This window comes from Methylobacterium sp. FW306-05-D (genome assembly GCF_058782155.1).
Map to the genome: position 1 here is coordinate 70533 of NZ_JBYSXL010000004.1, position 21832 is coordinate 92364.

Annotated in this window: 20 protein-coding genes; 13 read left to right on the forward strand and 7 right to left on the reverse strand. The window is 64.2% G+C overall.

Annotated elements, in window-relative coordinates; all coding sequences use genetic code 11:
* Nucleotides 1-149: 149 nt before the first annotated feature.
* The 3 genes from AC3WLN_RS03075 to AC3WLN_RS03085 form a co-directional block, all read right to left on the reverse strand.
* Nucleotides 150-542, reverse strand: a complete 393-nt coding sequence (locus AC3WLN_RS03075) for a hypothetical protein (RefSeq protein ID WP_492479453.1) — start codon at nucleotides 540-542, stop codon at nucleotides 150-152.
* A gap of 29 nt (nucleotides 543-571) precedes the next feature.
* Nucleotides 572-787 (reverse strand): hypothetical protein, encoded by a 216-nt coding sequence (locus AC3WLN_RS03080; RefSeq protein WP_492479455.1) that lies wholly within the window; start codon nucleotides 785-787, stop codon nucleotides 572-574.
* Nucleotides 788-989: 202 nt separating this feature from the next.
* Complete coding sequence (locus AC3WLN_RS03085; RefSeq protein WP_492479456.1) at nucleotides 990-2192, reverse strand: FAD-binding domain-containing protein; 1203 nt, start codon at nucleotides 2190-2192, stop codon at nucleotides 990-992.
* Nucleotides 2193-2749: 557 nt separating this feature from the next.
* Between AC3WLN_RS03085 and AC3WLN_RS03090 the strand changes: the two genes are divergently transcribed.
* From AC3WLN_RS03090 to AC3WLN_RS03120, 7 genes are all read left to right on the forward strand, one after another.
* Nucleotides 2750-4066, forward strand: a complete 1317-nt coding sequence (locus tag AC3WLN_RS03090) for a tyrosine-type recombinase/integrase (protein ID WP_492479457.1) — start codon at nucleotides 2750-2752, stop codon at nucleotides 4064-4066.
* Nucleotides 4063-4491: a hypothetical protein gene (locus AC3WLN_RS03095; RefSeq protein ID WP_492479459.1), complete on the forward strand. Its 429-nt coding sequence runs from the start codon at nucleotides 4063-4065 to the stop codon at nucleotides 4489-4491. Before AC3WLN_RS03090 ends, AC3WLN_RS03095 begins: the two co-directional genes overlap by 4 nt.
* 384 nt (nucleotides 4492-4875) lie before the next feature.
* Nucleotides 4876-5646: a hypothetical protein gene (locus AC3WLN_RS03100; RefSeq protein WP_492479460.1), complete on the forward strand. Its 771-nt coding sequence runs from the start codon at nucleotides 4876-4878 to the stop codon at nucleotides 5644-5646.
* 102 nt (nucleotides 5647-5748) lie between these two features.
* Nucleotides 5749-6030, forward strand: a complete 282-nt coding sequence (locus AC3WLN_RS03105; RefSeq protein ID WP_492479461.1) for a hypothetical protein — start codon at nucleotides 5749-5751, stop codon at nucleotides 6028-6030.
* Nucleotides 6031-6170: 140 nt separating this feature from the next.
* Nucleotides 6171-8753, forward strand: coding sequence for a DUF3987 domain-containing protein (locus tag AC3WLN_RS03110; protein WP_492479462.1), 2583 nt, complete (start codon nucleotides 6171-6173; stop codon nucleotides 8751-8753).
* Nucleotides 8754-9012: 259 nt separating this feature from the next.
* Nucleotides 9013-9606 (forward strand): HGGxSTG domain-containing protein, encoded by a 594-nt coding sequence (locus tag AC3WLN_RS03115; RefSeq protein ID WP_492479464.1) that lies wholly within the window; start codon nucleotides 9013-9015, stop codon nucleotides 9604-9606.
* Nucleotides 9603-9908 carry a hypothetical protein gene (locus AC3WLN_RS03120; protein ID WP_492479465.1) on the forward strand — a complete coding sequence of 102 codons (306 nt, stop codon included), beginning with the start codon at nucleotides 9603-9605 and terminating at the stop codon, nucleotides 9906-9908. The genes AC3WLN_RS03115 and AC3WLN_RS03120 overlap by 4 nt, the downstream gene beginning before the upstream one ends.
* 17 nt (nucleotides 9909-9925) lie before the next feature.
* Here the strand turns inward: AC3WLN_RS03120 and AC3WLN_RS03125 are convergent, their stop codons facing one another.
* Complete coding sequence (locus AC3WLN_RS03125; protein WP_492479466.1) at nucleotides 9926-10564, reverse strand: helix-turn-helix domain-containing protein; 639 nt, start codon at nucleotides 10562-10564, stop codon at nucleotides 9926-9928.
* A 261-nt stretch (nucleotides 10565-10825) separates the two neighbouring features.
* Between AC3WLN_RS03125 and AC3WLN_RS03130 the strand changes: the two genes are divergently transcribed.
* The 5 genes from AC3WLN_RS03130 to AC3WLN_RS03150 all read left to right on the forward strand — a co-directional run bounded on the left by AC3WLN_RS03130 (nucleotide 10826) and on the right by AC3WLN_RS03150 (nucleotide 17564).
* Complete coding sequence (locus tag AC3WLN_RS03130; RefSeq protein WP_492479467.1) at nucleotides 10826-11197, forward strand: hypothetical protein; 372 nt, start codon at nucleotides 10826-10828, stop codon at nucleotides 11195-11197.
* 691 nt (nucleotides 11198-11888) lie between these two features.
* On the forward strand, nucleotides 11889-12440 hold the full coding sequence (locus AC3WLN_RS03135) for a recombinase family protein (RefSeq protein ID WP_492479468.1): 552 nt from the start codon (nucleotides 11889-11891) through the stop codon (nucleotides 12438-12440).
* A 668-nt stretch (nucleotides 12441-13108) separates the two neighbouring features.
* Nucleotides 13109-13663 carry a hypothetical protein gene (locus tag AC3WLN_RS03140; RefSeq protein ID WP_492479470.1) on the forward strand — a complete coding sequence of 185 codons (555 nt, stop codon included), beginning with the start codon at nucleotides 13109-13111 and terminating at the stop codon, nucleotides 13661-13663.
* Complete coding sequence (locus AC3WLN_RS03145) at nucleotides 13663-16875, forward strand: hypothetical protein (RefSeq protein WP_492479471.1); 3213 nt, start codon at nucleotides 13663-13665, stop codon at nucleotides 16873-16875. The genes AC3WLN_RS03140 and AC3WLN_RS03145 overlap by 1 nt, the downstream gene beginning before the upstream one ends.
* A 434-nt stretch (nucleotides 16876-17309) precedes the next feature.
* Nucleotides 17310-17564 carry a hypothetical protein gene (locus tag AC3WLN_RS03150; protein ID WP_492479473.1) on the forward strand — a complete coding sequence of 85 codons (255 nt, stop codon included), beginning with the start codon at nucleotides 17310-17312 and terminating at the stop codon, nucleotides 17562-17564.
* A gap of 96 nt (nucleotides 17565-17660) precedes the next feature.
* Here the strand turns inward: AC3WLN_RS03150 and AC3WLN_RS03155 are convergent, their stop codons facing one another.
* Together AC3WLN_RS03155 and AC3WLN_RS03160 are read right to left on the reverse strand one after the other, a co-directional pair.
* Entirely contained in the window at nucleotides 17661-18191 is a 531-nt protein-coding gene (locus AC3WLN_RS03155) for a Ros/MucR family transcriptional regulator (RefSeq protein ID WP_492479475.1), read from the reverse strand.
* 589 nt (nucleotides 18192-18780) lie between these two features.
* Nucleotides 18781-19464, reverse strand: a complete 684-nt coding sequence (locus AC3WLN_RS03160; RefSeq protein WP_492479476.1) for a thermonuclease family protein — start codon at nucleotides 19462-19464, stop codon at nucleotides 18781-18783.
* A 273-nt stretch (nucleotides 19465-19737) separates the two neighbouring features.
* Between AC3WLN_RS03160 and AC3WLN_RS03165 the strand changes: the two genes are divergently transcribed.
* Nucleotides 19738-21516: an RNA-binding domain-containing protein gene (locus AC3WLN_RS03165; RefSeq protein WP_492479477.1), complete on the forward strand. Its 1779-nt coding sequence runs from the start codon at nucleotides 19738-19740 to the stop codon at nucleotides 21514-21516.
* Nucleotides 21517-21559: 43 nt separating this feature from the next.
* On the opposite strand, the gene AC3WLN_RS03170 is transcribed toward AC3WLN_RS03165, so the two are convergent.
* On the reverse strand, nucleotides 21560-21808 hold the full coding sequence (locus AC3WLN_RS03170; protein WP_492479478.1) for a DUF6894 family protein: 249 nt from the start codon (nucleotides 21806-21808) through the stop codon (nucleotides 21560-21562).
* Between the last annotated feature and the right edge of the window lie 24 nt (nucleotides 21809-21832).

Consider the following 21832-nt stretch of genomic DNA (forward strand, 5'->3'; position numbering starts at 1 on the left):
CGTCGGCGACCGCAGGAAGATGAGCACGCCTCCGACGACGGACAGACCGAGTGCGATGGCGAACAGGAGGAAGAACCAGCGGGGCATGCCGCCAGATAGCACGCTTGAGCGCTCTGTGGCGGGAAAGGCTTCGGGCGGGCGGCAGCCGATCAGCGGATGAGCGTTCCTGCTTGCCCGAGCCCGACCCGGTCGCCAGCGGCATTCACGCGGCCCTGCCCCAACACCCGGGTCCGCAGGTGATCGATCGCCTCGATGGCATGGGCACGGGCTGTCGAGACGGCCCGGGGGGATTGTCCGACGACCGGCCCCGCTGCGATCCGGCCGCTCTCCGGCTCCATCAGAAGAATCATGCTCTCGAGCCTCTCCAGGACCATACGGCGCGCCTCCCAGATGCCTTGATCGGGTTCGAGGAAGCGGAGCGTCCCATCGACCAATTGCATGACGTCGTTGAGGAAATTGGCAGCCGCCGCGCGATGCGCCCGCACCTGATCGGTGGCGGCATCGAGCGCGCGAACGACGTCGGCGCGAAGCTGTGTCGACATGGGGAAGCCCTCTGAGCCTGGCCGGCCGCTCAGTGTTTCAGCGTCGTCGGGCTTGGCTTCAGGTGCAGAAAGCTCCGCTCTCCCGTGGCGGCCTCGGTGATGTGGTCGATCGCGTTCAACAGCTCGCCGAGGGTCTGGTCGGCCGAGGGCCGAAGCAGGACGCGTCGGGCGGTTGTGCGCCCGGCGACGAGCTGCGCTTCGGTCAGGGGATCGAAATCGGGGCGAACCCGTCGCTTCTGGCTCATCGATCTTCCGGCTCGCTGATGGCTCCGGCCGCGGCCGCGCTGAGGGCAGCCGTGAGCGCGATGAGGAGAGCCGCCTCGATCATGATTGAGTCCTCCCCCGTACGCATCCCTCAGGCTCCCCGAAGGCGTCAGTTAGCAGTGCCCACCGCATGGTTAAGAAATCGTTAGCCACTGCATTCGCTTGGTAATCGGAGCCAAATTCCTAGCAGTCCCGCATCTGGCGATGGATGACGAGCGGTTGGTCGCCTTGTCCTGCGGAGCGACGGTCGCAGGCGGAGGCCGCCATTACGGTCGGAATGGCGGAACGCAGGCGCGAATAGCCCCGCGTCGATCGCGGCCAGGCGGTCTCGTCCCAGATACGACGCACGCGCAGGCACCCGTCCGGGAGGGCCGTCGCCGACGGTCCGACGGGGGCCCAGGCCGTCAGGACCGGCAGTTCGCCTGCCCATCCGGCTCCGACCTCCGCGGCCGGGCATCCGAAATGCGCCGCGGCCCGGGCCAGGGCATCGGCCATCGCGCTCCTGTCCGCGGCCCTCACGCGGTCGGACGCCCCATCGGCAGGGGCGATCAGGCCACCGACACGCACGACGGTCGCGCTGCCGAGGGGCAGGCTCTCCGGGTGCAGGTCGTCGAGGTGCAGGAGCAGCGCGACATCGCCCGCAGGTGGGGCGTCGGACACAGGCAGTGGGACCTCCCGCGGCGGCATCGGCTCGTCCAGCGCAGCGGGGTCTTCGTCGAGACCGGCGGGATCGTAGCGGCCTTCCGTGTAACGCCGGATGTTCTCGGCCCGGGCGACATAGGGCTTGCCGCGGGTGTGCAGGCCCGCCACCCAGCGCCACGACAGCGTATTGCTCGCCGGGTCGCCGTCGACGAGATGGCGCAGGAAATGGTCGGCCCCCAGCGCCCAGGGCAGCCGCAGGGTGGAGATCCAGATCGAGGCAAACCACATCCGGGCGTGATTGTGCAGCCAGCCGATCGCGACGAGGTCCCGGGCCCAATCGTCGAAGCCAGCGATGCCGGTCCGTCCCGCGACGGCCGCCTCGTAGATCCGGCGCAGGCCGGGTTCGGCCGCGAGGCGCTCATGGTCCGCCGCGGCCAGCGCGAGGGCATCCGTCCAGGCTGAAGGGTGGGTCTCCAGATGACCCTTGAAGTAGGTCCGCCAGAACACCTCCGACACGAACTTCTCCGCGCCCCCGTCGCCGAAGGCGCTGTCGGCGGCGGCGACGACCTCCGCCTCGGTGATCAGGCGGCGGCGCAGATAGGGCGAGAGCGCCGAAGTCGTCGACGCTTGCCCGGGCCCCCGATCGGTGTTGCGGTCGGCGGCGTAGGCCGCGCCGGCGCCGGCGAGGAACTCAGAGAGGCGGTCGAGCCCGGCGGCGCGGGTCATGGGAAAGCGAGCGTTCATACCGCTGAACCTAGGGGCGAGGCGGAGCCCACCGATGCGACCCATTTCCCCGTGACGGGAGGAAGCTCGCGCTCGGCTTCACCCGTTTGAGCAGATCCTCACGCCGGTTCTGCGCCCGGCCCCCTCCAGGCTTTCGGCCTCAGCGTCGCCCTCGCAGCCCGTCATCCGATCCCGCTGAGCGCACCGCGCTGCCGAGGAGGCTGGCGCCTGAGCGAATGTTGGATGTGCAAGGCCGGGGACGATGGGCGGGACGCGCATCGACAGCGTGCGACGGGAGGACCGGTCCTACGATATGGGCGGCCCCTCGAACCCGCGAGGACCGCAAACACTCCACGGCACCGGTCTGGGGGCTCACTGGGTGAGACCGGCCATCCTGGTCGGGCTAAATCGCGGATTGTATTGGCGCACCCGACACGATTCGAACGTGTGACCTTTGCCTTCGGAGGGCAATTAATAGTCAAATAAGACGTACAGGGACGATCTAGTACGCTCTTGTTGCTAAACTTATTCGTCCTCAATAACCTGTCCCCTGTGTGAGACGGAGTGTGGGACGCCCGATGGCGAAGGCTTTGCCGATTGATACGGCCGCGAAACGGTCGAAGCTTCCGTCCCGCAAAAACCCGTACTGGCATGGCGTGTCCGGCGGGCGAGGCGGCGTCTCGCTCGGCTACCGGAAGCCGGAGAAAGGCGGAGGGTCCTGGGTCGCGAAGCTCGTCATCGACGGCAAGCGGATCGAGGAGCGGATCGCACCGGCCGATGATGCCCGCAGCACTGCAGATGCGATCACATACCCGGCTGCCGTGACGGCGGCGTTGGCTTGGGCGAGACAGCAGTTTGCTCGTCTCGAAGCGGCGGCAGACGCCGAAGAAACCTCTAGGGCTCCGACTGTACGATCGGCGGTGACCAACTACGCTGCAGGTCGGAAGGCGAGAACCGAGCGCGCGGGGCGAAACGCCGAAGGCAGGTTGGCGAAGTACGTGCTTGCCGACGAGACTTTTGCGAGCACGCATCTGTCGCGGCTCACGGCAGGGGTGATTCTAGCCTGGCGCCGAACGCTACCGACGCGCTTGGCGCCCTCCACCATCAACCGGTTGCTCAACGACCTGCGGGCCGCGCTGAACAGCGATGCCGAAGTTCACCGCCGCAGCTTGCCGGCTGGGCTGGTGGGTGAAATCAAAAGCGGCACCAAGGCTACGCCCACGCCGTCGAACGCCCGGAAGCAGATCCTCACCGATGCCGCCGTCCGACGGATCGTCGAAGCAGCATGCGCCGTAGATTCGACCGGTGACTTCGGCAATCTCGTCATGGTCTCGGCCGCGACGGGCGCGCGGTTCTCGCAGATCGCTCGGCTGACGGTGGGAGACGTCCAGACCGATCGCCTTCGCATCATGGTCCCGACCTCTCGCAAGGGACGATCCGTGAAGCCGACGGAGCATGTCGCGGTGCCCGTTGGGCTGGACGTGCTGTCACGCCTCGAACCCATTCTGCGCGATCGAAGCTCGCGCGAGCCGTTGCTGCTCCGCTGGACGCACCGAACAGCAGTTAAGCCCGGGCGTTGGGAACGGGATGGCCGGCGAGCGTGGCGTGAGGCCTACGAGGTCGACAAGCTCTGGGCGGCGACGATCTCTGCGGCAGCCGTCCCGGCCGACACGGTGATGCTCTCGCTGCGTCATAGCTCGATCGTCAGGGGGCTCCGCGCCGGTCTGCCGGTGCGCTTGGTCGGCGCCCTCCACGACACGAGCGTCCAGATGATCGAGCAGCACTATGCGGCATACATCGTGGACGCGACGGAAGAGCTCGCTCGACGGGCTGTGATGTCGCTCGGGTCGACAGATGCAACGCACTCGCTCCCGGCCGTCGGGGTGGCAGCGTGAGCCAGGATGTCGAACATCTCCTTCGCGAATGGGCAATTCTTCAAGGCCAAGACCCTGACCCGGTGATCAAAGATTTCAAGCATGGCGGCCCACTCGCCAAGCTGGTGCGCAGCATGCTTTCGGCGGCGCCAGAGCCCAAGCGAGGCAGGAGGGCTGATGTCAAAGAGAACTGGCGACGGTTCGTGCTTGTCGTGATGGCGAAGCGACGTCTGTTTTCCGGCGACGATATGGGCGCACCGGACGAATTCCATCTCGCGGCACAGCTCGATCAGCGCGACGATTGGGAGGGAGACCCCGGCCTGAAGCGACCGGAGATGTACAGGGCTACCTACCGCCGCATGTCGCGTCATGGGTGGCAGGACGAGCACGTCCCGAAGGGCTTAGGTGCTTTCTACGCTCCACCGCCTGATTTGACGGACAAATAACCCCCACAATTCTGTCCCGTGACCCTCCCTGTCCGTCCTGTTTGTCTCTGTCCATCGACACTATGGACAGAACGGACAGATGATGCCCCTGCCTTCGAACTCTCAGCCGCGAAAGTCGGAAACGATCCCCTGGGATCAACGCCCTCATCTTCGGATGACCGTGACCACGGATGTTACCGGTCTATCCCCCACGACAATCTACAGGTTGGCTGCGGAAGGTAAGCTGACCCTGAAACGCATTGCAGGCCGCGTCGTGGTCGAGACGCCAGGTGTCGTCGCGCTCGTGCAGAACGCCGAGCCCTGGAGGCCAGGAAAGCGCGGTGGCGCTGCGAGATCGAAGCGGGCCGAAGTCGCTCGTGCGAACCTGCGATAGGGGGCGGCGTCATGAACAACCGACGCCACTACTCCGCTTTTGCGAAAAAGCCCGTCGCCGGCACGGACTTCGACTTCTACGTCGCCGCGACGGAGATCTGCGATGAAGAGCCGATCCCGTCGATCGGGTGGTCTCCGGTGCCGATCACCGAAGACATGGCGCCTCAGATGCGGAGCTTCTGGGAGCGGCGCAATCCGCTACTTGTATCGATCGGCAAGCAGATCGAGGACGAGGCAATCGCGAAGCTCGCGGCAGTCGGCGTGCCGGCATCGAAGCTGACACCGCCGTTTTCACCGGAAGTCGAAGCCCTGGTCGCAGACTACGTCCGCGGCGCACGTCACGGCTTCTTGCTGAAAGACAAGGCGTTCGAGCGCCCGCCAGCAACGGGATCGGATCTTAGCCCCCTGCCACCCCATCATCGGGTAATCGTCGGCGCTCGGCTTTGCTGCGGAAGCTCGCGGAAGGCCGCCGATGCGCTGAACGGCGGATTACCTACGGGCGTTGAAGGCGGCCTCGATCGCAATCACGTCTACCGGGTAATGCGTGCCTTCAAACGCCTGCGCGGCCGTACGAAAATCGTCTTTCAGGCAGAGATCTTGCTGTTCTCGACGAGCTTCCTCGGACTGGAACGCGTGCGACTAGATGCCAGCCGGCGCCCCGAGTTCAAGGGAATCCGGGGCCGTGAGCTGGCTGAGGCAATTCACGAGAGCCGTGATCTCTGGAGCGTCATGGATCGAGCTGTGTCGACGATCCCGCGCTCGCAGATTCCGAAGGTGGCCTGATCGACGGACGCGCGATTTACGGCCTCATTGAAGCACCTCGTATCGCGCGCGAAGCCTCGTCAGTCTGGCTGCTTCCATCCCGCCACATCAGCAGGACCGCGCATGCCCGCACTCCCGAACGAACTCGAACTCTGGCGCGAGCGCAATTCGCTCTCGGTCCGCGAGACCGCAGCCGTCTTTCGCCGGTCCACCTCGTGGGTCCGCGACCGCATCACCGATCGCAGCTTGGCAGTCCTTCACTCGCCGATCAGCAACCCGACCCAAGTGACCGTCAGCAGCATCGCCGCTCTGATCGAACGGCTCGGCCCTGAAAGGGTGCAGATCAACCCGCCGCGGCGGCGCGGCGCCTACCTGAGACTGATCGTCGACAATACCGCTCCATAGACAAAACGGCCAGGACCCCCGTGGCAGGGCGTCTGGCCGTTTCACTTAAGCGTTCAAGGATTTGAGATGCTCGGCAGCACCAATATAGCGGCCCTCGTGCCGCCCGACAATACGGCTTCTCCTCCTGACGGGGGCGGCCGATGAACGCCCAGCCCCCGCGCAGCCTATTCCTTAAACTTCGAGATGTCGGGTATCTGTTCACTCTCCCGATCATACCGCCCGGTTCGATCATATCGCCTAAGTCGTCCTTGGCGAAGACAGGAAAGAAGATCGGGAAGATCCCTGGTGTTCGCCGCGATGGCCTTTGGTTCTCGCTTCCCGGCTGGCCGACATTCGAACCAACGGAAAACGATCTTCGGGAATGGCAAGCCATGGCTGCCGGCATCGGTATTCGGACCGGGCTGCAGCATGACGGCACATACCTTTACGCGATCGATGCCGACACCAAAGTTCAAGCTTGTGCCGACATCATACGTGCGCAGGTCGAGGGCCTGTTCAAGGACGCGCCGACCCGCATCGGTGAAGCGCCGAAGGCCCTGTATGTCGTGCGATGCAGCGGTGAGCTTCCCTACACGTCGATTGGCTTCGACGGCGGAGTGGTCGAGATTCTGGGGACGGGGAAGCAGTTCGTCGCCGACGCAATTCACCCTGGGACGCTGAAACCCTACCGCTGGCCGCGCGCCATGCGCCCGCTCGCTGACCTGCCGATTTGCGACCCAGAGGAAATAGCCGGGCTCCTCGATACCCTTCGAAGCATGCTGCCCAATGCCGGCGCCATTTATCGGGAGGGGGGAGCCCGGCGCGATACGCCACAAGGCGCGCTCATCGGCGACCCGGACGCTGTCGAAACCGCCTTACGCTTGATCCCCAACGTGTACGCGCCGCCCGGCCGTGCGAACTTCGTCAAGATGGCCGCGGCGGTGCGGGGCGCCTGTCAGAACGACTACGAGCGCGGCTTAGAGCTCTTCGTGGAGTGGGCCGAGAAAGCCAACGTCCCCGATCCACAGGACGACCCGGAACAGACATACAGGAGCGTGAAAGCCCCGTTCGCCGTCGGCGCCTCTTGGCTGTTTGAGCTGGCGGAAGCGGCCGATCCGACGGGCAAGTTCAAGAAAGCGGACGCGTGTGCTCTGCCGTGGTTTGACGGGGTTGCTGCAGCCGCGGCGGCGAAGGAGGCGCCGGCTAGTGCCGCCGTGGAAGGAGCGCAGCACGCGTCCTTCAACGACATCGACCCTGTCGACATCTTCGGCGATGCGGACCCCTCCGAGCTCGACACCCCGCCGGACGGGGCAATCCCTCCCATCATCGGCCCATGGGCACGCGATGAAGCTCGACGGAAGGGCGTTCCGCTGTCCCTGCCCGTGATGGCGGCGCTAAGCGTCGTCGGCGCGGCGATCGGGTGTTCGCTGAAGATCAGGCCGCGTTTGCACGATGACCGAGAGGAACCCGCGACCTTGTGGGTGACCATCGTGGCTGACCCGGGAAGAGTAAAATCCCCCGTCATCTCGGCCGCCCTAGGTCCACTTAAGCAGATGGATCGCGAAAGCTACCGCCTCGGCAAGCCGCTTCACGATGCCTGGCTCGCGAAGAAGCGTCCCAAGGGATCGCCGCCCACCGAGCCGGAACCGAGGATCCGGCGCTGCCTGGTCGACGATGCCACCATAGAACAGCAAATCCGCATACACGCGGACAACCCGCGAGGCATCATGCGCGCGCCTGACGAGCTCGTGGGGCTGCTCGGCTCGCTCGGGGCCTACAAAAAAGGCGCCCAGGTCGACCGAAGCATGATGCTCCGCATGTTCGACGGCGAAGCGATCATGGTGGATCGGGTTGGCGGCGGGAACAGGTATGCAGCCTCCGGCCTGATGGGTGTCCTGGCGGGGACGCAACCCGATGTCCTGCGCGAGCTGACCCGAGATCTCGGGACGGACGGGCTTCTGCAGCGCGCCATCTTCATCCTGTACGATGGCTGCCGCCGGCCGGAGCTAGATGTGCCGCCGGATCACACTGCAGCCGGGGCATATGCGCGAGCCGTGCGCGTGCTGGGAGCGTCAGAGGCGGGGTTCGGTGTCGTAGAACTCTCGCCAGACGCTTATGCCGTGTTGACCCGCGCGGAGGCTGACTTTCGAGCGATGTCCGATCTGCCGGGGGTCTCGAAGGCGTGGCAAGGGCATATTGCCAAATGGGGCAAGCTCCTGTTCCGCCTGACGCTGATCTGTCACGCGCTCCGGCACGTAGACGACTTCGACGGATTGCTGCCCGGGGTGAAGGTCGACAAGGAGACGGCTGAGCAGGCGGTGCTGCTAGGACGTTTTGTCCTCCGACACAGCCTGCGCTTCTACGAGGACTATTTCGAAACCCGTGCCGAGACCAGCGAAGCGCGGAAGATCGCGGGCTACATCCTGACCAAGCCGGACAAATCCCGGCTGAGCCATCGCGATCTCTACGAGGCTCGGAAGGAGCTGCGCGGCGCCGATAGAGCCAAGATCCGGCTCCGCGTCGAGATCATGGGCGAGTTGGAACGCGCCGGCTGGTGCGCTGTGGCGGAGCGGGGGCCGGACGGTCCGGTAGCCTGGCTTATCAACCCAAAGGTCCGAATCCGGTTCGAGGATCGTGCAGCGCGTGAGGTCCAGGACCGCAACAGTGCTCGGGAGAAGATCATCGAGGCGGCCAAGGCGCGGAAGAGGATGAACACCGACACGCTGTCGGACGGGGAGGCATAATGGCCTGCGTGACATACAAAAGGTCTGGTGAGACGTTTGCCACGGGGGGCGATTGCGGAAATTGCGGCTTGCGTGTGCGCGAACTTATATATGGTTTTCCTCTCTCTCTTTATTATCTTCTTGTCCCCCCGGCTATCCGAGTCAGTTCTAAAGTATCTCACACGCACACAAGCCGCAGTATCCGCAACTCTGCCGCTAGCCTCGATGCTGGAAGGCCGACGATCCAGCCGCTTCGGGGCTTAACTGAAGGGGCCGCAACGTGAAGCGCGGCTTTGGGACAAACGAGCCGGCATCCGCGCGGCAGATTGCGTGGCGCCGCTCGGCCCGCTTCAAGGCGATGGGCCGGGCCGCCTGCATCCAGTTCAACCGGGCGCGCCAAGCTGCACCGAAATGCGGGGCCAGAAAGAAGTCTGACGGGGAGCCGTGTCAGAATCCGGCCATGGCCAACGGACGGTGCAGGCTGCACGGCGGGCGTGTGCCCTCGGGCAGGGCCTGGCACGTCGTCCAGCTCCCGCCGGTCGACACGCCAAAGTTCGATCGCAAGCTGACCGCCGTTCAGAAGCGCGCCCGCGCGCTGGCGAAGCGTCTCGCCGCCATGACCCCCGAGCAACGGGAGCGCTACGACCGGTGGCAGCGCACCCATAAGCCGGGATCGGCTGGCGCGCGGTCTGCGGCGCGATACCGGGCGGCGCAGGACAACGCCATCGCCGAGATATTGGCGCGGCCGGAGGCGCCGGGCGCCAACGCCGCAAAGATCGCCGAGGTGGAAGGGTTGGTCGCGCGGCTGAAGCGAGAGCAACCCGCGGCGGCGATTCAGATCGCAGTGACATACAGCGAAGGGATATTCGGATGAGCCAGCACACGCATGAGATGACGCCGGCACAAGTGCGCCGGCACCTCCGAGAGCGGATGGAAACCGAAGGGGCGCTTCTGGCCTACGAAACCGCCGTAGCGATCTGCCGCGACACGCGAGCACCGGCGACTGCGAAGGCTTCTGCGCTCAAGGCGCTGCTGTACGTCGGGGGCTACGACGGCAAGCCCGCGCCCGATCGCGACAAGGAAATTTCCGAGATGACGCTGCAGGAGACGGAAGCGTTGATCGCCCGGCTGAGGGGCGAGGAGGTGCCTACCTTATCGGAGGACGTTTTCGGGTAGGTGCTCAGCACCTGCCTTCAGGACGTTTCGGGCTTCTTTTGAGCCTTCGCTGCGCGGCGAAGCACGGCCCGCTGCCTTTTCTTCCTTTGGTCCTGGCGAAAGGTTTCCCGGCGAGCCTTTTCCTCATCTGTCAGCGGCGTGCGCTTGATGGGGCCGGCGATCTTTCTCAGGAGCAAAGCCCGCCGAGCACGAGCCGCCGCGTCTATGCTGGCCTGCTCCTCGGGTGAGGGGCTAGGTCTCGCGGTCGGTTCTTCATCCTGCAGTTTAAATTTTGCGGCTCTCCGCATGAATTCGTTTAAATCGTCGACATGGATGAGGACTGGCCTGCCCGGTATGTATTTCAGCTTGCCGGCAAGTCTAAGGCGTTTGACGTTACGTGCGGAGCACCGCAAGTGATCCGCCGCTTCCTCTTGCGTTAAGAGATGGATGCCACGCTCGGCTTTTCGCTTGTCAGGACCATTTTGGTCAACGTTTTCTTCGAGTAATATCAATAGTATTTGTATTATCTGCTTGTAAGAAGCCGGCTGACTTACTTTTATCCGCCCTATCTTACTACCCCGCCCAAGCGGAAAGAATGTCGGTTTCAAAGGGACGAAATCTGACGGCCAATCCCAATCAACTTCGCATAGAGGTTTTACGGGTTTAAATTTGAGCATGACCCTTGTCCAAAGTTGTATAGTCTGTCTATCGACACTGCAGACAGTCTAAGCAGGTTTCATTTTGATATAATCTCCGATATACGACCTTAAGGTGCTTGAAAACACTTGGAACACATAAGCGGTCCCGCGGGTCCGGGGTCTCCACGCGAATGTCCAAGGCGAAAGCCTAAAGGCGTGCGAGGGCCGACGTGTCCGGTTTTTCAAGCTCCGGATCTGCAGCAGCCGCGTGAAAACGGCTTTGATGGGACACATCTGACCATGAGCAAGTCGAGAAAGGCGCTGTCGAGCGCACCGCAGCCGGAAACGGTCGACCTTCACCATCATCACTTAGCGGAGGAGGGCTTCCACCTCCGCTATTGCCTCGTCGGGCACCCGACCGCGGAAGGGGCTCTGCCGCGCCCCGTGGGCGAGATCGAGTTGCTGGCCGATCTGGAGCACGGCGCGCCCTTCATGGAAGAGGCCGAGCGCCGCGGCGTGCGCTTCGCCCTCACCCGGCCCGTGTGCACCGTCTATCCCGACCACGATGGCGGGCCCTGGTATCAAATCGTGGCCGAGGGGCCGCGTGCCCTGCTCGGCGAGCTGATGCTTCTGGCGCAGGGGATGGGGTTCGAACGCCGCCCTTGGGCGTAGACGCGGTCGCTCTGGACCGTAGACCCGAGGGGCGCCCTGACCGGCGCCCCTTTCGCGTTTCAGGCCGGCCGCGCGTCAGTTTGCACGGCGAGGGCTAGGACGGGACCGGCGAGGATGCGGGCGCGGATCATGGGTGCTGATCTGGGGCGCGGCAGTAGTGGGACCAGATTGAGCCTGCGCCCGCACCTCAGGCGACCATGAGGTTAGTAGGCAGCAAGCGAGGCAGAATGCGAAGCGGGACATGGGCGGCCTCCGAGTGCGGCGTGACACGAAGGAAGGGACGAGCCTAGAGGCCAGTTCTGAGGCCGACATAGCTCCTCAGGATGCGTCGCCAGTCGAGCCGGTTCCAGATGGTCGGGCACGGCGGCGAACGGCTCCAGCGCGTGGCGCTGCTGCTAGGCCTTGGCCAGGAGATCCCCCGGCATGCGGGCAATGGCGCGAAGGCTGCGGAGCCGGGCGCTGTGCTCGGCTGGATCGAGGCTTGGCGCCTACGGTCCGTGCTATCGGCCGTACGTCATAGGATTTCGTTCTGCATCGCTCCTGTGGGGTGAGCGTTCCAATAGGGCTTGCCCGTGTGGAACGTTCCAGCCCCCTACCGTAACCGTTCCAATTGAGTTATATTGTGTTTCGGAACGACATGTGGTTCAACGTCCCAGAACCTATTGGAACGAACCGGACCGGAACGCCCCTCATGCTCATCGGCTACGCCCGCACCTCCACCCTCGAACAGGAAGCCGGCCTGGAGGCCCAAATTCGCGACCTGACGGCCCTCGGCTGTACCAAGCTGTATCAGGAGCAAGCGTCCTCCGTGGGCCCCCGCAAGGCCCTGGAAGCGGCCCTAGAGTTCGCCCGTGAAGGGGACACCATCGTGGTCACAAAGCTGGACCGGCTGGCCCGTTCGGTGACCCACCTGGGCAACATCATCGCCGGCCTGGAGGCCAAGGGCGTGGCCCTGCGCATTGAGAACCTGGGCGTGGACACTTCAACGCCTACCGGCAAGCTGATGCTCAACGTGCTTGGGGGTGTGGCCCAGTTCGAACGGGAGATGATGCTGGAGCGTCAGCGGGAGGGCATCGCCAAGGCCAAGGGGGAGGGCGCCTACAAGGGCCGGAAGCCCACCGCACGGGCCAAGGCGGACCAGATCAAGGCGCTGTCAGCGGAGGGGTTGAGCATGTCCGCCATCGCGGCGAAGCTCGGGATTGGCAAGGGGTCGGTGCATCGCGCACTGTCCGGCGGGGCCTGATCGCCCGCCGAATCGAGACGGCGCGCGGCGGCACGTGGACCGCCGTTCAGGTTTCCCGGATCCTCGACCGGGCAGCGCGAGAGGACCTAGCCGGCCCGGAGGGCGATGACGTTCGATCCGGGTTCGCTGCGACCCACGAAGCGCCGTGATGGCTTCGGCGGGACCGGCGGTAGGATCGCGGCAGGGACGGGCCTTAGCGCCTCCTCAAGCTCAATTGCGGTTAGCCGAGCGTCTTCCACGATCGCAGTGAGGCGCAGGGCCAGCGCGGGCGTGAGTTCGACTTGGCCGATCGTCGCGGCGACCGTATCGAGGGTGGAGCGAAGGACAAGGGCGCGCATGTCGGCCGGAAGGCACATGGGGTCGATCTCCTGTGGCGAGCCGCCATTGTGCGCCCGCCGACACGCTGGGCCAATGGGGCGGCGTCGCCTTGCTAACCCGGTGGCGGCTAGCCGGACCCCACCCCTGGGTACCAGTCACAACGACGTTCCGGAAACCGCGTCAGACGGCCGACGAAAAATGCCGCCGCTAAAAAACTCGGCTCTCCAGGCGCGCCTATTGTCATAGTGGCCGCCATGCGCGCGAATTCCAGCCCATAGATCCCGCCTATTATCGCGCACGTAACGCCCATACAGTTTGGCATCAACTTTCGGATGAAAGCCCGATCGCCAATGGCCAACTCTGCGACAGACGCTCTCTTCCAGGAAGGCCCGGACGATCCGGACTTCGACGAGCCGGCGCCGCCCTCCCGTGCGGAGGAAGAGCTCGACTACAAGATCTTCGATCTCCGCAAGCACCTGATGCAGATCGCGGACGGCGATGACCCGCCGTGGGCACTCGACCATATCCTCCGATGCCTGCGGTCCCACGTGCATGATCGCAAGGGCTTGCGGCCATCGGGCGAAGACCGGGACGAGTTGCTCAGCGTCATGACGCACGCGTTGGCCGGCGCGATCGAGCATCTGCCGGCGAGCTACGACCGGGGCAAGATCCGCCTTGGCATGAACGCGGCCCGCGGTCTGATCATCTACTGGGCAGATCCGGACGGGGTACGCGCGCAGCGGCATCCGCATGTCCTCCCCGATCTCCTCGCCTACGCCGCGCTGCTCCGGAACGATGCGCGCAGCATGACGCTGGTCGGAGAGATCCGGGAACGCGCCGACCTTCGCCGAAGTGACTTGCTGGCGGGGATTCATGAAGCATTCGGCAACGAAGGAGCGGCGTGATGGAACCGAACGCCCGACCCGCCTCCGATCCGGCGTTGAGCCGGATCCTGGTCGACAAGATCATGGGCCGGCCGGCCCCGGCCCGTTCCACCGATCCGTGGGGTACCTTTCCCGACGCTCCGGCAGCCCCCGCGAAGGCCGCCGACCCGTTCGACGCCTTCCCGGACGCCCCGCAGGCTGCCGCGGCCCCTAAGCCGGCCTCCGGAATCATCGAGGTCGACGCGCCCGACGGCAGCATCGTCGAATTTCCAGCGGGCACGTCCGACGATGTCATGTCGAAGGCCATGCGCGACACGTTCGGCGGCCCGCCGCCACGTGCGACGCCTCCCGCGGATGGCATTCCCGCGGGTTTCCGTGTGGTCTCAACCCCGGCCGACGGCATACCGTCGGGGTTTCGCGTCGTCTCGACACCCACGCCCGCTAGCCCGCAGACGACTTCCGCGGCCCCGGCCGAGGCCGGCGGCTTCCTGTCGACGGTTGGCGGCCTGGCGAAGGCCGGAGCGCAGGGCGTGGTGTCCGGCTTGAACATGCTGGCCGACGCACCTGTCCAGGCGGTGAACCAGGCGCCGCGGCTCCTCAACATCAACGGCGCCCTGGTCAACAAGATCATGGGCCGCGAGGTGGTGCCGTCCTTCGGGCCGATCAGCGACAACCCGCTCCTGCCCTCCGACATCATCCAGGCCGGCCCGCGCGCGGCCGGCGCCCGCGAGTACCAGCCGCAAGGCACGGCCGAGCGCATCGTGAACCGTGTCGGCCAGGAAGTCGGCGCCTCGGCCGTTCCTGCAGCCGGCGCGCTCGTTGCCGGTAGCCGCCTCGGCGTCCAGGGCGCCCGGGCGCTGGCGACGAGCGAGAACCCGCTCGCGGCCCTGGCCTATGGTCCCGTCGAGGCCGCCGCCGCGAACCCGTCCGGCATGCTGTCCCGCGAGGCTCTCGGCGCTGGCGCAGCCGGAACCGGAGCCGGCATCGCCAACGAAGCCGCCCGCGCCGTCACCGGCGACGACGTGAACCCGATCTCGGATCTTGCCGGCTCGGCTGCCGGCGTCAGCGCCCTGGCCATCGCCAAGCCGATCCTCGGTGCTGTCGGCTCCCTCGCTTCGGCCGCGCGCGGTTCGACCCGCTTCGCCGACGACGTCGCCCGCGAGGCCGTTGCCCACGAGATCATCGCCAACTCCGGCCATGCGCAGGCGCAGGTGGCCGGCGGCATCGACCGCGGCGCCATCGACGCGCAGCCGCTGGCCGACCAGCTCCGGCGGCCGTCCGCAGCGGAATCGACCATCCCGGGCTATCGCTCCGACATCGCTGACCGCTCCGGCGATCCCGGCTTGGCGGCCTACGTCTACGGCCATACGGCCGCCAACCCCGGCCTCGACACGGTCCGGCGCGCTGCGAACCAGCAAGCCATCGGCGACCGCATGGCCGAGCTGGCGCCGACCGGTTCGTCGGGCCAGTTCCGCGCCGACCTGCAAGGCGGCGTCGACCGGCGGGTTGCAGCGGTCGAGAGCCAGGCCGAGATCGCGCAGCGGACCCTCGACGAGCACGCGCAGCGTCTCGCCTCGACCATGACGGGTGAGGCCCGCGGCGCCGATATCCGCGCGGCCCTGGCGCGCGCGGCCGACGAGGCGCGCGCCGGGGTGCGCCAGGCGTACGAGCCGATCAACCGCGCAACCGCAAACGTGGACGTGGCACCGCTCGCCGAGCGTTTCAGCGGCATCGACGAGGGCTTGAGCGTGGCCGAGCGCCAGCGCTTCCGTCCGGCCGAAGCCAGCATCCCGGATCGGCTCATCGGGCCGGCCGAAGCCGCCGGGCCGGTCGATACCGGCATTCTCGACGCCTCGGGCCGCCCCATCACGCGCGAGCCGGCGCCGGGCAACAGCCGACAGCCGCTCCGCGAGGTCACGGGGCTGCGCTCGGCCCTGACGGACGATGCGCGCGCCGCACGCACGGCCAACCGCCCGGCCGAAGCCCGCATCATCGACCAGCACGTGACCGCGCTCGACGAATACCTCGACCAGGCCGTTCCGGAGGGCCTGCGGAGCCAGTATGATGCGGCCCGCGCGGCCCGGCGGGACTTCGCCGATCGGTTCGAGCGTCCGCAGAACGCGGTGGCGCAGGTGCTCGGCGAGCGCCAGGGCGTCTACGACGTACCCGACAGCGGCGTCGCGCCCCGGTTCGCGCAGTCCGAGGAAGGCCGCCTGTCCGACCTGCGCCAGCTCATGAGTGAGGCCGGCGGCGATGCGCGCGTGCGCCCCGCGCTGCGCGACCAGTTCCTGGCGAACATCCGGGACCGCGGCTTGCTCGACCGGCCGGACCAGCTCAGCGCCTACCTCGACCGGCATGCCACCTTGCTCGACCAGCTGCCCGGCTTGCGCGACGAGATCACGGCCGGCGGCCAGGCCAGCCGTACGGCAGCGGAGGCCCGCGGCGCAGCCGATGCGACCCGTCGCGATCTCACGACCCCGGGTCGTTCGCCCGAGGCGGCCTATCTCCGGTACGACGAGGCGGGGACGGTCCGCGCGATGCAGACGGTGCTCGGCGCGGCTAAGCCGGCGGAAGCGGCCGAGCGGCTCCTGGCGACGGCCGGCACGAACCCGGAGCACGCCCGAGCGGCGTTCTGGGAAGCGCTGAAGGACCGCGCCACGGTCGACGGCGGGGTCAACCAGCCGAAGCAGATCAGCGGCCGGCGAGGCAACGACTTCCTGAACGATCCGCAGACCAAAGCTGTGGCTGAGGTGCTGTATCGCGACAAACCGGAACAGCTGCGGGACATCACGGACGTGTTCGACGCGCTGGCCGGTTCGAACAGCGCCACGCGTGCCCGGCGGCCCGGCTCCTCGGGGACGGCGCAGGGCATGCGGGCTGGCTACGATGCCGCCCTGTCGGCCGCTTCGATCTCCAGCCGGCTCCGTAGCGTCCACCGCGGCCAGCTTTCGCCGACCATCGCGGGCATCGATCTCCTGGCGACATACCTGCGCAGGAAGTCGGCACAGATCCAGGCCGGCTCGATTTCGCGGCTGCGCGACGAGGTCGTGCAGAACCCGGACCTCGCGGCCCGCCTCCTGGAGGACTACAACCCGGCGACCTACTCGGCCAAGCGCCGGGAGCTGCAGACGGCCTTCGGGGCGCGCGCCACCACGGCCATCCGGCTGTTCGACGAGGCCCACGACGAACAGGAGCGGCCGGAAGTGGCGGCCGTGCGCCGCGAAGCGCGATAGGCCGTCGCTATCCTAAGAGGCGGGGCCGACAGTGGGGGCGTTCGATTATGCCCTCCTGGCGCGAAGGTCCCAGACGCTCCCCAGAACGAAACCGATAAGCACGGCGCCAAGCACGCTCCCGACGAACATGCTCAGATTGTGCGCAACGTACTCGTTGCTGGTCCACGGATAGAAAAGTTTCCCTCTCCATTCGGTAATTAGGTCAGCCAAAGAGACCAGGAAGCCAATTGCAGCACCGAAGAGTGCCCAACGCCACTTTGCTCTATCCATCGCGAGCTCATTCCCTGCCTGCTAGAAGTCTTAAATCGATCCGATAATGTTTGTATCCCCGGCAGCGGTTCGCGGATACCCTGCTTAAACATGCACGACTGTACGCCGATCACCGACGCGATGCTGCGCGCCCTCGTCCAGGCCGCCGGAGCTCTGACCGACCGATGACATACACGCTGCACCACTTGGCGCCCGGCAGCTACGACTTGGCACTGGATGGGGTCATCGTAGGCGGCGTGGTCTGCGAGACCACGGCCGGCGGCGCTCCGACTGGGTGGTGCGCTGAGCTGCTGGAGGATCTGCCGGCGGCGACCCGCCCCCGACCCTTCGATTGCGTCGAGCATCGATTTCCGACGCTGGAGGCGACCGCGGCGTGGCTCGGCGGCGCGCCGATCCTGGAAGCCTTCGAAGAGGCGTAGGCTCCCGCCCTGGCGTACAACTCGCGGCCGTCGATCGTGGGCACGACGTAGAGTGGATGGAAGGCGGCAGCACCAAAGCCGCCGCCTCTCACGACGCTATTTACCAGTGGCAGCCTTGCGGGGACGTCCAGCTCGCTTCGGCTTAGCGTCGGCAGCAGCTTCCGAGACCGTCTCCTCCGGCTTGACGGCCATCGCCGCAGCCTTGGTCTGACCCTTCCGGCCGCTGCCTAGCCCCAAAGCGCGCGCGAGTTCAGAACGCTGAGCTGAGTAGCTCGCAGCGGTCATTGGATAATCGGCAGAAAGGCCGTGCTTTGCCCGATATGCCTCGGGAGTGAGGCCGCGAAGCGTCAGATGTCGGCGCAGCGTCTTGTAAGGCTTGCCATCCTCGAAGCTGATGAGGGCGTCCGGCGTGATCGACTTCTTGATCTGAGCCGACGTCAGCTTTTCGACGGCATCATTGGCAGAAGCGGTTGATCCAGCAGCGAGACCGTTCAAGGCGGCATGCACGCTGGTCAGCAGGTTGGCCAGTTCGCTTGCCGGGATCGAGTTGTTCGAGACGTAGGCCGATACGATGTCAGCGGTTAACTCAATGCGATCAGTAGGCGCATTAAACGTAGCGTCTTCCATCTTTGGTTCTCCTTGTACAGATATAATATCTGTCTAAGGCCTGAAACCGCGGAAAGATCAATCCTGATTTACACCGGACGGAAGCATCGCGGCGTTTTCCACTATTAAGCCGGTACTGCGGCTGTCGTAGCGGCTGCGTCCGGCTTGATACTGCTGGCCCTACCTGGCGGAAGCTGTGGAGCTTCCAACTAAGGCAGCGGTCGTAACGCGGCTGACCAGCGCGTCACGCCTTGCGTGTTTGATTACGATCCGCGCCGCCATTCGTGCGTTGGCCGCTCGCAGCTCGGCTTTTGGGCCGCCATCCCGAAGGGCTTTGCACGCCACGGCGCGAAACCAATTTGCATTGGCGATTGCGATCCCTCGCCGACGGGCTTCGCCAGTCAGCTCCACTGTCTCTGGTGCTGTCAGAATGGACATTGTGCCGATCCTGGCCGGTGAGGCTTCGCTTGTCCCCCGATGAGACAAGAGATGGGGTTGCCTTGCCGGAGCAGCAAAGAAGATACCGCATGTGCAGCTATGGCAGCCGACGCAGGTGAGCTAGCCGATGGGCAGTGTGGGCTAACTCAAAAGGGGCTGTTAAGCGCTTGCGTCAGCCCCGCGAGGCGCGCCAGCCTGCCGCCTTCGCTTCATCCTCTGAGCAGAACATGCGTTCGCCGGCCCGATCGTTGATCCGGGTCCGCTCGTAGTCGCGTGACCCGGGCAAGTGGTAAATCCGCTCGCCGCCGGCCGAGATGTTGCCCTTGATCGTGCAGCCGCTCGGCTTGGTGGGGGCCGTGACCACCTCAGGACGTGAGTGGTCGCCGCCGGCACGCTTCTCCCGGCGCCACTCGGACGGCTCCTGAAACGTGCCGGCCCAGATCCCGTGCCGTAGCGCCTTCGCTGTGAGCTCGGCGTTGGCATAGTCCTCGGCGTAGCGCCGGTAGGCGATGGCGTGGCCCTGCCGGACCATCCAGGCGTTCAGATCATCGGTCTCCGCCCGGCAGACGGCCACGACCCGGCCGTAGCGGTCGGTATCGCGTGGATCGCAGGTCACGAGGCGCTTGCCGATGTGGTCCGACAGGGCGAGTGCCGCCGTCTGGCCGCAGCGGTAGTCCTTGCCGGCGGCGTCCTTGCAGAGCTGCGCACTCTCGGGCGCGTCGATCCCGTGCAGGCGAATCCGCGTTCCGCGCACCTCGAGCGTGTCGCCATCGATCACGGAGGCCCGTCCGACGATCGGGTCGGCGGCCGCGGGGGTGGCAAGGAGCAGGACGAGGATGCAGGACCAGGAACGCATGTAGGCTGCCTACCACGTAGTCGCTTGTCCTCGATGGACCTTGGGACCTCGAAGGGCCGCGAGCCACCCGGATCAACTAACGACTTTGATCTGCCTTTGATCTTTTTGCATTTCGGCCTACCGGATCAAAGGACAATCAGCCATTCGCTTTTGACGGGCCTTTGATCCGACTGCCTATTATGCACAGCCATCAAAGGCTGGTGCTCAGTCTCCCTTTGATCAGCCTTTGATTGGGCCGTATAAAATGCGCTGTCATCAAACGCGGATCAAACAGTGTCTCGCCTCACGTCAGAAGCAGATTTTGCGCTCTCCCAGATCATAGCAGGGGCAGTGCCGAGCAGCCTGGAGACCGCAACTCTTGACTTCAAAGAGGATAAACAAAGCGCCAATGATACAGAGCGTATGATCGCTGACGCCGCCATTTGCTTCGCCAATGCGGCCGGCGGGGTCATTATCGCCGGGGTATCTGATAAAATCAAAGGAAAAGACGCCGTCCTTGGAACAAAACTTGAGCCGGCCAAAGCAAAACAAAGAATTTACGAGCTGACTAGGCCTCATTTGAATGTGGAAGCGTTTAGGCATGAGCTGCACAAAAACATTACAATTATAATTGTGCCGCAAAGTTCTGATGTCCACTCCGACACCCAGGGAAGGACTACAAGAAGAATAAATCTTGACTGCGTTCCAATGGATGCAGAACAGCAGCTTCGACTGAAGCAAGAGCGGCGCGGATATGATTGGTCCGATGAGCCGAGTGGACTTTCAATAAGCTTAATAAATGACGAGTGTATTTCTGCTGCAAGAAAGATACTTCAAGGATTTAATGATGATCGTAGATTGATCGCTGGGCTCAGCAATGTAGATCTGCTGTCGGCGCTAGGTGTTCTAGCTGGGCGTGACGAATTGAACAGAGCTGGGGCGCTGTTGTTTGGGAATTCAAATACTGAAGATTGGGGAGGTATTGTATACCAGTATAGGTCTACGCCTGGCGGAGAGCCTATAAACGTTGTCAGGCTTGGAAGCCCCTTTGTTCTCGCTTTCAGCCGAACTATGGACTTGGTTTCGGCAAGACAGTCTCTCACCCCAGTGAATTTACCTACTGGACAGCAGATAACGATTGAGGATTTTCCCCAACTTGCGGTGCGAGAGGCCTTATCGAATGCACTCTGTCATAGAGACTACAACCTTAAGCAGCCGATTTTTGTGGATCATTCCCCCGCTGTGTTTTCAGTCTCTTCACCAGGGCCGCTCGTATCCGGGGTCACATCCGCTAATATTCTGACCACTACGTCTCGACCACGAAACCCTGCACTTGCAAAGGCGGCTCGCATACTTGGGTTTGCTGAAGAGCTAGGACGAGGTGTGGACCGGATGTACAGAGAGATGATCCGATCCGGTCGTCAAATCCCTCGAATTGAAGCATCTTATGACGAAGTAAAAGTTACTCTAGTCGGCGGCGCGCCGGATACAAACATAGCTCGATTTGTACGATCCCTTCCAGAAGACGAACAGAATGATACAGATACGATGCTAATTCTGTTCAAGTTATGCACGACGAGGACAGTCACGGCGAGTGCCCTAGCCGGATTTTTGCAGAAATCTCCGGCTGAAATAGAGATGGTTCTTCGACGACTTGCTACCACAGAAGTAAATATTTTGGAAATAAGCAGGCCTTCTTCCAAAAAATCTTCAAGTGTCTTTAGATTAAAAAACGATGCACTGAAAGGATTGGGTTCCGTTGTAACGTATCACAGGAAAAACTCTGAAGAGACTGATAAAAAAATAACAGCTCACGTCAGAGAGTATGGTAAAATAACAAACAGAACTCTTCAAAACTTATTTGATATACACGTATATAGAGCGAGAGATATTTTATCTGATTTGGTGCAACGAGGTATTCTGACGCGAGTGTCTGAGCAACAGCGTGGGGTCGGCGTGGAATGGGGGCCGGGGCCGAATTTTCCATTGTCGAATAGTCGCAGAGGCAAACCGGCAAAACAGGAAAACGCAATTGGTCTACCACTGTGGGATTTAGCAAACGACAAAAAATGAATATTTATCCCATAGCACAAGGGGCTGAAGCATTTCAGCTCTTTCAAGCCGGCCGCAGAGCCGGGCCAGCTTCCTCAAACATCAGAATGAGTACGTGCCGGCCGGCGGCGTCGTGCACGTCAACGATCCAGGCCGACCAGTCGAGCCGGCCAGCGCAGCGGCCCATGATCCCGCGCGCAACCCGCATCGCTTCCGCGCGTAGATCCGACCGAGCTCGGAGATAGCGACCTGTCAAATCGAGCACGGCATGGTGACCGTCAGTGCAATGGAACCGGTAAGTCCCTGCTTGCATTCGCCTTTCACCCCGTCATCCACA

What these genes read in the sequence shown, in the direction of transcription:
- AC3WLN_RS03075 (WP_492479453.1), bottom strand. Translation starts at nt 542, where the DNA reads ATGTCGACACAGCTTCGCGCCGACGTCGTTCGCGCGCTCGATGCCGCC.
- AC3WLN_RS03090 (WP_492479457.1), top strand. Translation starts at nt 2,750, where the DNA reads ATGGCGAAGGCTTTGCCGATTGATACGGCCGCGAAACGGTCGAAGCTT.
- AC3WLN_RS03105 (WP_492479461.1), top strand. Translation starts at nt 5,749, where the DNA reads ATGCCCGCACTCCCGAACGAACTCGAACTCTGGCGCGAGCGCAATTCG.
- AC3WLN_RS03150 (WP_492479473.1), top strand. Translation starts at nt 17,310, where the DNA reads ATGACATACACGCTGCACCACTTGGCGCCCGGCAGCTACGACTTGGCA.
- AC3WLN_RS03130 (WP_492479467.1), top strand. Translation starts at nt 10,826, where the DNA reads ATGAGCAAGTCGAGAAAGGCGCTGTCGAGCGCACCGCAGCCGGAAACG.
- AC3WLN_RS03140 (WP_492479470.1), top strand. Translation starts at nt 13,109, where the DNA reads ATGGCCAACTCTGCGACAGACGCTCTCTTCCAGGAAGGCCCGGACGAT.
- AC3WLN_RS03160 (WP_492479476.1), bottom strand. Translation starts at nt 19,464, where the DNA reads ATGCGTTCCTGGTCCTGCATCCTCGTCCTGCTCCTTGCCACCCCCGCG.
- AC3WLN_RS03135 (WP_492479468.1), top strand. Translation starts at nt 11,889, where the DNA reads ATGCTCATCGGCTACGCCCGCACCTCCACCCTCGAACAGGAAGCCGGC.
- AC3WLN_RS03145 (WP_492479471.1), top strand. Translation starts at nt 13,663, where the DNA reads ATGGAACCGAACGCCCGACCCGCCTCCGATCCGGCGTTGAGCCGGATC.
- AC3WLN_RS03110 (WP_492479462.1), top strand. Translation starts at nt 6,171, where the DNA reads ATGAACGCCCAGCCCCCGCGCAGCCTATTCCTTAAACTTCGAGATGTC.
- AC3WLN_RS03120 (WP_492479465.1), top strand. Translation starts at nt 9,603, where the DNA reads ATGAGCCAGCACACGCATGAGATGACGCCGGCACAAGTGCGCCGGCAC.
- AC3WLN_RS03170 (WP_492479478.1), bottom strand. Translation starts at nt 21,808, where the DNA reads ATGCAAGCAGGGACTTACCGGTTCCATTGCACTGACGGTCACCATGCC.
- AC3WLN_RS03085 (WP_492479456.1), bottom strand. Translation starts at nt 2,192, where the DNA reads ATGAACGCTCGCTTTCCCATGACCCGCGCCGCCGGGCTCGACCGCCTC.
- AC3WLN_RS03155 (WP_492479475.1), bottom strand. Translation starts at nt 18,191, where the DNA reads ATGGAAGACGCTACGTTTAATGCGCCTACTGATCGCATTGAGTTAACC.
- AC3WLN_RS03080 (WP_492479455.1), bottom strand. Translation starts at nt 787, where the DNA reads ATGAGCCAGAAGCGACGGGTTCGCCCCGATTTCGATCCCCTGACCGAA.
- AC3WLN_RS03125 (WP_492479466.1), bottom strand. Translation starts at nt 10,564, where the DNA reads ATGCTCAAATTTAAACCCGTAAAACCTCTATGCGAAGTTGATTGGGAT.
- AC3WLN_RS03100 (WP_492479460.1), top strand. Translation starts at nt 4,876, where the DNA reads ATGAACAACCGACGCCACTACTCCGCTTTTGCGAAAAAGCCCGTCGCC.